The organism is Sphingobacterium puteale (assembly GCF_003627955.1).
Lineage (GTDB): Bacteria > Bacteroidota > Bacteroidia > Sphingobacteriales > Sphingobacteriaceae > Sphingobacterium > Sphingobacterium puteale.
The window spans coordinates 354,327-366,051 of record NZ_RBWS01000007.1; the positions used below are offsets into that span (position 1 = coordinate 354,327).

General features: G+C 37.4%; 9 protein-coding genes. 7 read left to right on the top strand and 2 right to left on the bottom strand.

The window, feature by feature from the left end; all coding sequences use genetic code 11:
- Positions 1 to 203 precede the first annotated feature (203 nt).
- From D7322_RS10650 to D7322_RS10680, 7 genes are all read left to right on the top strand, one after another.
- A complete protein-coding gene (locus tag D7322_RS10650) occupies positions 204 to 941 on the top strand; it encodes an isoprenyl transferase (protein ID WP_121124000.1) in 738 nt (245 codons plus the stop codon).
- A gap of 114 nt (positions 942 to 1,055) precedes the next feature.
- Positions 1,056 to 3,620: an outer membrane protein assembly factor BamA gene (gene bamA, locus D7322_RS10655; protein WP_108633011.1), complete on the top strand. Its 2,565-nt coding sequence runs from the start codon at positions 1,056 to 1,058 to the stop codon at positions 3,618 to 3,620.
- A gap of 376 nt (positions 3,621 to 3,996) precedes the next feature.
- Positions 3,997 to 4,530, top strand: coding sequence for an OmpH family outer membrane protein (locus D7322_RS10660; protein ID WP_121124002.1), 534 nt, complete (start codon positions 3,997 to 3,999; stop codon positions 4,528 to 4,530).
- 104 nt (positions 4,531 to 4,634) lie between these two features.
- Positions 4,635 to 5,201, top strand: a complete 567-nt coding sequence (locus D7322_RS10665) for an OmpH family outer membrane protein (RefSeq protein WP_121124124.1) — start codon at positions 4,635 to 4,637, stop codon at positions 5,199 to 5,201.
- Positions 5,202 to 5,642: 441 nt separating this feature from the next.
- Positions 5,643 to 6,314: a TetR/AcrR family transcriptional regulator gene (locus D7322_RS10670; protein ID WP_183078666.1), complete on the top strand. Its 672-nt coding sequence runs from the start codon at positions 5,643 to 5,645 to the stop codon at positions 6,312 to 6,314.
- Between the two features lie 194 nt (positions 6,315 to 6,508).
- The gene (locus tag D7322_RS10675) at positions 6,509 to 7,807 is read left to right on the top strand and encodes a (Fe-S)-binding protein (RefSeq protein WP_121124004.1); all 1,299 of its coding nucleotides are present in this window, start codon (positions 6,509 to 6,511) and stop codon (positions 7,805 to 7,807) included.
- A 7-nt stretch (positions 7,808 to 7,814) separates the two neighbouring features.
- Positions 7,815 to 8,609 (top strand): (Fe-S)-binding protein, encoded by a 795-nt coding sequence (locus D7322_RS10680; RefSeq protein ID WP_121124128.1) that lies wholly within the window; start codon positions 7,815 to 7,817, stop codon positions 8,607 to 8,609.
- Between the two features lie 1,080 nt (positions 8,610 to 9,689).
- Here D7322_RS10680 and D7322_RS10690 read toward each other — a convergent pair.
- Together D7322_RS10690 and D7322_RS10695 are read right to left on the bottom strand one after the other, a co-directional pair.
- A complete protein-coding gene (locus tag D7322_RS10690) occupies positions 9,690 to 10,280 on the bottom strand; it encodes an LOG family protein (protein WP_121124008.1) in 591 nt (196 codons plus the stop codon).
- A 24-nt stretch (positions 10,281 to 10,304) separates the two neighbouring features.
- Positions 10,305 to 11,696, bottom strand: a complete 1,392-nt coding sequence (locus D7322_RS10695; protein WP_121124009.1) for an aldehyde dehydrogenase family protein — start codon at positions 11,694 to 11,696, stop codon at positions 10,305 to 10,307.
- Between the last annotated feature and the right edge of the window lie 29 nt (positions 11,697 to 11,725).

The following is an 11,725-nucleotide window of genomic DNA, read 5'->3' on the forward strand; positions in this document are numbered from 1 at the left end:
AAAAATCGATATTTGGAACAAATAAGCACAGATAAGGTACATAAAACATCGATAATGAGGATTCAACAATAATGATCAAACGAATTCATTCTGCGAGGTCAAAATTCGTTTAAAGATAATACACAGACAACCAGGATCTGGTTTTTAACACGCAAATAAGCTATGATTAAGCTAAAAGTGTTAATTTATTGAAAATAGCAACAATGAGCTTTTTAGATCAAATTGATAAAATTAAATTACCCCAGCATATTGCCATTATCATGGATGGTAATGGCCGTTGGGCAAAACAAAAAGGCAAACTCCGCGTATTCGGACACCAAAATGGTGTGAAAGCAGTGAGAGAGGCCTTAGAAGGATGTGTTCAGGCCAACATTAAATTTTTAACACTCTACGCATTCTCCGCGGAAAACTGGAATCGGCCAAAATTAGAAGTGATCGCACTGATGGAACTTTTGGTCTCCTCTTTAAAAAAAGAAATCAAGACATTTCAGGAAAATGGTGTTAGATTAAATGCCATTGGAGATATCAGCAAGCTCCCAACAAACGCACAAAAAAAACTACAGGAAACAATTGACGCCACCAAAGACAATACACATTGTACTTTAACGCTCGCTCTGAGCTATAGTTCACGTCAGGAAATTGTGGAAGCCACCCGAAATTTGGTTAAAAAAGTAAATGCAGGTGAAATAGCCATTGAAGATATCAACGACGATATCTTTTCTGCTAATCTCTATACCCGAAATCTTCCGGATCCGGATTTATTGATCCGAACCAGTGGAGAACTTCGCATTAGCAATTTTCTTCTTTGGCAAATTGCCTATTCCGAACTATGCTTTATAGAGAAGATGTGGCCAGAGTTTACGAAAGAAGATTTATTTAAATCAATTGTAGAATATCAACAAAGAGAAAGAAGGTTTGGAAAAACAAGTGAGCAGTTATAAATGATTTTATTAAATTTGTCAACTGATTTGAAAAAAAACAAGCTGGTTAAATTTTCTTAATTAACAAAAATTAACAACTGATTGGTGTACTTTAGCGCCAATAATTCAAGATAAATGAAGCGTATACTACCCGTAATACTATTTTTTGGTCTCTCATCAATGCAACTTGTCTACGGACAGGAAAAAGGTGCGTTCAACTTAAATGACCCCGAAAAAATCAGTTATCTCAACCCTAAAAACTATGTAATTAGTGCTGTTGATGTAACCGGAACACAATTTTTGGATAAAAACGTATTAATTACCATATCTAAATTGTCGGTAGGTCAATATTTGGAAGTGCCAAGTGAAGCGACTGCAAAAGTAGTAAAAGATATGATGGCTCAAGGCCTCTTCGATGATGTCGAATTATGGGCAGACAAAATTGAAGGCGAAAACATATTTTTGACCATCCGCGTAGTAGAACGCCCTCGTTTGACCCGTATTGATATTAATGGACTGAGCAAAAGCCAAACTGAAGAAGTCCGTAAACGTTTAAATAGCAATACAGGCAAAATCGTCAATGAAAATTTGATGAACACCACACGGGCAACAATCCAACGCTTTTTAAAAGAAAAAGCATACTTATATCCGGAGATTAAACTAAGAACAGTTAAGGATTCGGCACAGGCCAACAATGAAATCCTGATTGCGGATGTGGATAAAAAACACAAGGTGAGGGTTAAAAAAATGACCTTTACGGGCAACGAGCATTTTTCACAGAAAGAACTGCGAAAAATGGCCAAACCAATCAAACAGAAAATGTGGTACCGCATTTTTGGCCCTGGTAAATTCAAGGAAGAGAAGTATAAGGAAGGTAAAGAGAATCTGATCAAAAAACTGGCGGCCAAAGGGTATCGTGATGCCGAAATCTTAAAGGATACGGTCATTCGGGATGGAGAAAAAAATGTATTGGTAAATTTTGACATTTACGAAGGACCTAAATATTACGTTGGTAATATTGTATGGACAGGAAATGCAAAATATTCCGACACCTTATTAAATAAGATTTTAGGGATAAAACGCGGTGATGTATTCTCTGAAGAAAAACTGAATACCAAATTGCTGGGCGGTGGTCGAAATTCCGATGATATTTCATCGATCTATATGAATGATGGATATTTGACTTTCTCCGTAGATCCTGAACAGACACGTGTTTATAATGATACCATTGATTTGAATTTACGCGTCTATGAAGGTGCTCAATATACCATTAACAACGTTATTGTAAAAGGTAACGATGTAACGAATGACCGTGTGGTTTTACGTTCCATTTATACGAAACCGGGGCAAAAATTCTCAAAAGAGCAAATTATGCGAAGTGTCCGTGAAATTGCCCAATTAGGAAATTTTGATGAACAAAAAACAAATCCGGTTCCGACCAATTTGAACTATGCAGAAGGAACGGTTGATATTGTTTACAATGTGACAGAGAAACCCTCTGATCAAGTAGAGCTTTCGGGAGGTTATGGAGCTGGACAGATCATCGGTACACTGGGATTAACCTTTAATAACTTCTCCACAAGTAATTTCTTTGATAAAAGTTCATGGAAGCCTCTTCCTCGTGGTGACGGGCAAAAATTAAGTGTACGTGGTCAGACTTCTGGTAAACGTTACCAATCATACAGCTTCTCATTCTCAGAACCTTGGTTAGGTGGAAAAAAACCTATTTATTTTGGTTTGAGTGCTTATACCTCTAGTTCATCTTATGGTGGATTCAATTATTATACTGGTGAGCAAATTGTCAAAGATTCGGAGTTGAACCGGATTTGGATGACAGGTATCACGGCAACTTTAGGTAAGCGTTTACAATGGCCAGATAACTGGTTCCAAGCCAATACTTCATTGTCGTTCCAACGTTACAAACTTCAAAATTATGGTAATTATTTTTTGTTTGACAATGGTACGGCATACAATATTAACTTGACACAGGAATTTAGCCGCAACTCGATAGATGCACCGATTTACCCTACTTCGGGTTCGAACATCAAATTCTCCGTGCAACTAACGCCTCCTTATTCATTGTTCAATAATATTGACTATAAAAACGGTACTCCTCAAGATCGTTACCGTTGGACTGAATACCACAAATGGAAATTCGACTCACAATGGTATGCAAAAATTGTAGGAAAGTTAGTTTTCAAAGCTCAGGCGCAGTTTGGTTTCTTAGGTAAGTATTCTAACAAAACAGAAATTTCCACTTTCGAACGATTCAAGCTGGGTGGTGATGGTATGCAGGGATTTGATTACCTTCAGGGTTCAGAAATTATCGCTATGCGTGGTTATGCAAACGGTGTGATTATTCCAGAAGGTACTCAAAATGTAAACGTAGCAAGAAACTCGGGTAGCCCGATCTATACGAAATATCAAATGGAATTGCGTCATCCTGTGATGTTAAATGATCAAGCAACGGTATACGTACTGGCATTTGCCGAAGCGGGTAACACCTGGAACAAATTCACTGAATACAATCCATTTAAAGTACGTCGTTCGGCGGGCGTAGGTGCCCGTATCTTCCTACCTATCTTTGGTATGCTGGGAATTGACTACGGTCACGCATTCGATCCGATCCCAGGATTACCGAGCAGTACCTGGAAACAAAACTTTACATTTAGCATTATGCAAAATATGGGTGGATTCTAATAGAGGGTGATTCCCCCCTTTTAGGTCAATCTGAATTAAAGAAGCTATCGTACAAACTACGGTAGCTTTTTTTTATCAAATTAATTTTCAAATTTGATGCGAGATATATTTAAATCTTCCTATATTGAAGCAAACTTATTTTCAGCAACAAAGGTTAGACATACTGCCCTTTATACAAAGGCATCGTGAGAATCGGCCAACAAGTTAAATAGTGTTAAACCCGAGAAATATCTGTTAGATTGCATCTTTTTTGTTATTTTTGAGCCGTAAATTTACTTAAGGCAATTTGTCAGATTAAACTTTTGAGTTTATATGTTGTCATAAAGTAAATTAATGTTAAATAATAAATTTATAGTCTATAAAACTTACAGGAAATATGAAAAAAATATTGTTAGTTATAGCTTTTGTAGTCGTGAGTGCTACAGCGACATTTGCTCAACAGCTTGCGTATGTAGATTCAGAATATATCCTAAAACATGTCCCCGAATATACCGCCGCACAAAAACAATTGGATGATCTTTCTAAGCAATGGCAGGAAGAGGTGGATCAAAAATATGCTGAAATAGAAAAATTATATCAGGCTTATCAAAAAGATCAAGTTTTATTAAACGAAGATATGCGTCGCCGTCGTGAGGACGAAATCGTTACCAGAGAAAAAGAAGTTAAAGATTATCAAAAACAAAAATTCGGATTCGAGGGTGAACTTTTTAAAAGACGCATGCAACTGGTAAAGCCTATTCAGGACCGTGTCTCAAAAGCAATTCAAGAAGTAGCTTCCGCACATAATTTCGATTTCATTATGGATAAAGGAAAAGAGTCTACATTCCTATATGCGAACCAAAAATTGAACAAAAGTAATGAAGTCATTACAAAATTAGGTTATAAACCTAATCCTAGTCTTGCAAACTAAGCTGGAGTTTATTATCATTGTGGACACAAGTAATACAAATAGTAATTAATTAGAAAACTAAAAAGATTGCCATAGAGATGGCTTATTAGATTAAAATGAAAAGCATGAAAAATTTATTAAAAGGTGCGGTTGCTATAGTGGCAGTATTTTTCTCAACTCAATTCGCAAATGCTCAGCAAAAACTTGGTCATATCAATTTCGCTGAAATCATTCAATCCACTTCAGATTATAAAACAGCTGAAGGCCAATTGAAAACATTGAGCGATGGTAAAACAAAAGAAATTCAAGATATGGTTACCATTTATCAAACCAAACAAAAAGAGGCCAATGATAAATTACGTAACAGAAGTGAAGCGAATAAAGAGACAGTTGATCCTGAAATCAATAAATTAGGACAAGAGTTACAAGATATTCAATCCCGTATTCAAACTGCACAACAAGCTGCGCAAGAGGAGTTGGGTAAAAAAGAAGATGAGTTAATTACTCCAATTCAAAGAAAAGTGGCTGAGGCGGTAAACGCAGTATCCAAAGAAAAAGGTATGGCTTATGTATTTGATATCTCAAGCACAAATATTCCTTATTTCCAAGGTGGCGAAGATTTGACTGCTGCCGTTAAAACAAAATTGGGTATTTCTGCTACAGCAGCACCTGCAGCACCAGCGAAAAAATAATAACATATTTTACAGCAAAAAAAAGGGATTATTCATCTGAATAATCCCTTTTTTTTATTCCCTCATTTCTTACCTACTCTCTGAAATCAGCAGCTAATAACGCTTCAGAAATAGCTGCCAAAATCAACTCATAAAAAAGAATAAAAATCTGGCATACGATTTTCTTGCATTTACCAGGTAAAATTTAGATATTGTAAAAAAATACATATCTACCCTAATGAAAACATCATGAGCTCAAATTTGTTTATTAACGAACAAAGAGGGCAGCTTATGGAAGCTTCATTGCTAAAAATGGTTTTAATCGCATGAAATTATCATGGGCTTAAATCAGCTCAGAGGCTTATATAACTCAGTCTATGATAGCTTCTGTGCTATTAAACCGACGAAGGCAGCATGAATGCCTTTGAAAACAAATTGGTAATGAATAAACAAATTATTCTAATGAAAAAGAAAGTAACTGAGGATCATCCAAAGAAAGAAAGAAAAGTAACATCTGGTCCCATCCGGGACAAAGAACGTACCAAAGCACGGATGATTGCTGCGGTAGGAAAAGTCATCCAAAAGAAAGGTTACCATGCCTTGAACGGGCCGAATATCGCGCTTGAATGTGGTTTAAATAAAGCACTTATCTGGAACTATTTTGGTGGTCTCGACCAATTGGTTGAAGCTTACTTAACACAAAAGGACTTTTGGCAAATCGGAGATAAAGGAATTTTGGAACAGATGGTATCAAATCCACAGGATATTGATGTTGACTTAGTAAATGAATTACTGAAATCCCAGTTGAATACATTTTTAAAAGATAAAACCAAACAAAAAATCATCCATTGGGGGCTGGGTGAAAAAACAAAAGCACTAAAAAATATAGCTGATCGCCGTGAAGCTCTTGGAGAAGAATTATTTAAATACTTTGATCCAAAATTTGAAAATTCTGAAAATGATGTAAGAGCGACATTAGCTTTATTGATTAGTGGAATTTACTACCTAAGCTTACAGGCCAAATCGACGGGCAGCACCTTCTGTGGTATAGATATCAATACAGAAGAAGGAAAAACACGTATCGAAAAAACGATTGGAAGAATTCTCAAACAGACATTTTCCGACGTAGAATAACTCGATGAATAAAATAACCTCAGCTTCCAGGAAATCGCGATAATTTCTTGGAAGTTTCTTTTCCCATTTCCTCTATCTCTTCCTTAAAAATTTTCAGAAAATGATGTGAACAATCTGGTTTTCTGATTTATTTTTACTATGTTAGCATAACAAAATAATATGGTATATTTGTTATGTAACCAATATTCGAGCATATGATAGGTCAACTAATATTTGCAGTTTGTTTTCTGGGCGCGCTATTTTTTTTTAGTAAAAATGCACGGCGGATCTATAGTAATATCAAATTAGGTCGCGAGTTAGATCGTTCTGATAGGCCTTCTGAGCGTTGGAGAACAATGCTTTTGGTTGCCTTTGGGCAAAAAAAGATGTTTAAGCGCATTATTCCTGCCATTCTGCACTTATTTGTCTATTTAGGCTTTGTCATCATCAATATTGAAATGTTGGAGATCATTATTGATGGTTTATTCGGAACTCATCGGGTATTTTCGTTTTTGGGAAGTTTTTATAATTTCTTGATCGGCTCATTTGAATGGCTGGCACTTGGGGTATGGGTATCCTGCTTAGTCTTCCTGATTCGAAGAAATGTCATTCGAGTAAATCGCCTAAACGGTAAAGAGCTTAATAATTGGCCCAAAACCGACGCTAATATGATCTTGGTCACAGAAATTCTGCTGATGTCGGCTTTTCTGCTGATGAATGCAACCGATCTTAAATTACAGCTTTATGGATTCGAACACTTTAAGTCTGTTGGTTCGTTTCCGGTAAGCCACTATCTCTTGCCCTATTTGCCAACCTCAACTGCGACTTTATATATCATCGAAAGATCTTGTTGGTGGTTTCATATATTAGGTGTATTGGCTTTTTTAAACTATCTCCCCTATTCAAAACACTTGCATATCATACTCGCTTTTCCCAACACCTATTTTTCAAATCTGTATGCCAAAGGAAAATTATCCAATATGGCTGCTGTGACAAATGAAGTAAAAGCAATGCTTGATCCAAGCTTTACGCCCCCCTCTTCGGATGGGATAGCTCGTTTTGGAGCTAAAGATGTTCAGGATTTAACATGGAAAAGCCTTTTGGATGCCTATACTTGCACCGAATGTGGCCGTTGCACATCCTCCTGTCCTGCCAATATCACAGGAAAACTTCTGTCACCCCGAAAAATAATGATGGACACAAGAGATAGGCTAACTGAAGTAGGTAATAACATTAAGGTAAACGGCAGTTTCGTGGAGGATGGCAAGTCTCTTATCGATACCTATATCAGTCGGGAAGAATTATGGGCTTGCACAAGCTGCAATGCCTGTGTAGAGCAATGTCCTGTCAATATTAACCCATTGGACATTATTGTAGAACTTCGTCGGTTTGCGGTTATGGAGGAATCTCAGGCGCCCGCAAGTATTAATAATATGTTTGGAAACATTGAGAATAATGGTGCTCCATGGAAGTATGCACAAATGGATCGCGCAAATTGGACTCAACAACAATAGTTTAATGATGGAAAATGAATTGAAAGTTCCAACAGTCGCTGAACTGTTAGCTAAGGGAAAAACTCCCGATATATTATTTTGGGTGGGTTGTGCCGGTAGCTTTGATGAACGCGCGCAAAAAATAACACGTGATATCTGTAGAATTCTCCAACACGTTGGTATTAACTATGCTATTCTTGGAACGGAGGAAAGTTGTACGGGTGATCCTGCTAAGAGAAGTGGAAATGAGTTTTTATTTCAGATGCAAGCCATGATGAATATAGAGGTTCTGAATGGATACGAAATCAAAAAAATCGTAACCGCTTGTCCCCACTGTTTTAACACGCTTAAAAATGAATATCCTGCTTTGGGTGGTCATTATGAAGTCATTCATCATACGCAATTGATCCAGAGTCTCATTGACGAGGGCAAGTTGAAACCAGCTGACAATAACATCTTTAAGGGAAAAAAAATAACCTATCATGATCCTTGCTACCTAGGGCGCGCAAACGAAGTCTATGAAGCACCTCGAAAAGTTCTTGAAAGTCTAGATGCACAACTTGTTGAATTAAAACGCTGCAAAAGCAACGGTCTATGCTGCGGCGCCGGCGGGGGCCAAATGTTTAAAGAACCCGAACCAGGCAAAAAAGATATCAACATTGAGCGCATTGAAGAGGTAATAGGAATACAGCCACAGGTTGTTGCTGCAGCATGTCCTTTCTGTATGACGATGTTAAAGGACGGTGTAAAAATAAAAGAGAAGGAGTCCGAAATAGAAGTACTCGATATTGCAGAAATAACAGCCCGGGCAAATAAACTTTAACTATTTCAGTTTAGAAATCATGATATAAAATAAGAAGGCTCGATCCGAAGATCAAGCCTTTTTTGTTAAAAGGATATTCCCCTTTAACGTTGCTAAAAGCTAGCTGTCATAGGCACCCCGCCGGTTAAAATATGGGTACCTATGATCGAGCTAACGATGGGTAAATTTCTCCTATTCCCCATCAATCAAACCAAGTTGATAGCCATTTCAAAGATAGAGCGCATTACCCAACTATCTATTGACCATTTTCTAGAAAAAATTGATCAAATCGTAAATTTCAAAAAAATCAATGGTTTCCTCAGGGACGACAGCAAAATCCAAAAATTGTAGTCTCTATATTCTGATTTAATAAAATCTGGTGTAGGAAAATCAATAAATGGCTGTCAGCGCGTCAATGGAGCAGCCGACACATCCATCTATCTTTTGCCCAACGGAATAAAATTACCGCATTGGCCTTATGGCGCTCAACATAAATAACCCCTCCTGTGTGGCCGCTTTTGAATCAATACGTCAATGAATCCTTTTGTCGGTATCCAAACGGACAAAACCTACCTTATCCGATAGATATAAATCTCTTTCTGCTCGACCGTATCAACTTATATGGGATATCTTTCATGACCATCCTGAAAAAAACGGTTGCGCCAAAATTTCCATCAAAAATTTAATAATGTTTCCAATGGGCCTTAATACCCGAATATTTCAACATAACATTTAAGAGAATCGTCCAGGCTATCAGACGTGTAAAAACAAAATCAAATTTATCTGCTTCAAATGTAAATCCCGGGCAACAATAACAGGATAATCTATAGACAAATTGAATGCATTGGAAACTTGCTTTACTTCATGGATCATATTTGGAGAGAGTAACAGTCACATGAAACGCTGTGCATCAAGACAAAAAGGAGCAGTAATTAATAGAAGTATAACAAGGTTTTTGAATTATAACCTAATTAGATAAAGACTTTTTGTTATAAAACCTCGAAACAATATTAAAATGCAATAAGAATGGTCTTCACAAAGAATAAGAGCCATATGAAGACCATATTAGAAAGCAAAAACCGTTAAAACAACAACGTTTTTTTAAATCTCATTTTTTTCGATCCATTTCGTTACTGCCTGTGGGGCATAGTTTTCCATCTGATCTAAAAGTTCTTCAATTGTCTGGCCGACCAAGAGCATCTCGCGGTTCTCCGGTCTTAAAAGCCCTTCATGAACCATATGGTCCATAAACTTGATTAGGTGGTCATAAAACCCGTTAATATTCAATAATCCCACAGGTTTTCCATGTAGCCCCAATTGCGCCCAGGTCGTCATTTCAAAAAGCTCCTCCAGTGTTCCAAATCCACCGGGCAGTGCAATTACTCCTTCAGCATATTCATTCATGATTCTTTTACGATCATGCATACTGTCTACTATGATTAACTTCGTTACGCCTCGATGTTCCCGCTCTTTTGAGTTTAAAAAATGGGGAATAACGCCAATGACTGAACCACCTTTTTCCAGAACGGCATTTGCAACCACGCCCATTAATCCAGCGCGTCCACCGCCATATACCAATTGAACATTCCGTTGCGCAAAAGTGTAACCTACGTATTTAGCCTGATCTTCATATATGGTAGAATTGCCCAAACTGGAAGCGCAAAATACAACAATGCTTTTGATTTTATTCATACACAAGTATAAAAAATAAGCAGCCTAAATCCATTTTTTTAGCAATTTAAATATTCCATTTTTATAAGGCGGATAAATCCATTTCGAAAGATCATATTTAGATTGACGCATTACAGCACGCTCATGTGAAAATGCCTTGAAGCCAAAAAAACCATGGCAGCTTCCTTGGCCACTACCGTTTATGCCTCCGAACGGTAAATGGGGATTAGAGACATGGATGAGCACATCATTGACACAGACACCTCCGGAAGCTATCTGTTGGATGATAAGCTGGGTATGGTGCTTGCTTTCGCTAAAAATATACAATGCCAATGGTTTTTCGTCTTGATTTACGATAGAAATTGCGTCTTCCAATTTGTCATAAGTTATAATAGGAAGGATGGGGCCGAATATTTCTTCGCTCATGATCGCATTATCCAAAGAAACGCCTGTCAACAAGGTCGGATTTAAAGTTAAATCTTCCGACAGCAAGCCTCCTTCAACCAGCGTTGCCCCACCTTCAACAGATCTTGCGATCAAAGTACTGAGGCGATCAGCATGCTTCTGATTGATAATCTTAGCATAACGCGTTGGGTCTATTTCACCACTCCCTGTAAAAAACATTTTTTTTACAGCATTTAAGTAATGTTTTACAAATTCATCCCGCAATCCATTTGGAAGAAGAACATAGTCTGGAGCAATACAAGTTTGCCCTGCATTGATCAATTTTCCCCAGGCTACTTTATTTGCCGCCTTTTCAAGATGAGCTGTTTCATCCAGTATAACCGGTGATTTCCCGCCGAGCTCCAAGGTTACGGAACTTAAATGATCAGAAGCAGCTCTCATAATCTGTTTGCCCACCACTGAACTACCGGTAAAAAAAATATGATCAAAAGGAAGTTTCAGAAGAGTCTCCGCTGTAGACTTTTCACCTTCGATACAAACGATTTCTTTGCAATCAAATGCTTCGGAAATCATCATCCGAATTACGGATGAAGTATATGGACTATGTTCAGACGGCTTCAAAACAATACAGTTACCTGCAGCAATAGCTGACACCAAAGGGCTCATGGTAAGCTGAAAGGGATAATTCCAGGGAGATATAATCAGAACAGTCCCTTTCGGTTGATATACAATCGAACTTTTTGCCAGTAGGTTCGTCAATGACCTTCCCACGCGTTTTGGCCGCATCCATGTTCGCAAATGACGAATAGCAAATTTGATTTCACCATAAATAAATAATACCTCGCTTATTGCAGCTTCATTTTTTGATTTGCGTAAATCTTTTGCCAGTGCTTCATAAATTAAATCTTCTTTGCTTTCAATTACACGACGTAATTTGCGTAACTTTTCTATCCGTTCATTGACATCACTAAGTCGCAATTCAACTTTAAAAATTTGCTGTTTCTGAAATATGGAATCTATTTGATCGATCATGTTATTCGAAGTTACTTTTTCTTTGGCAT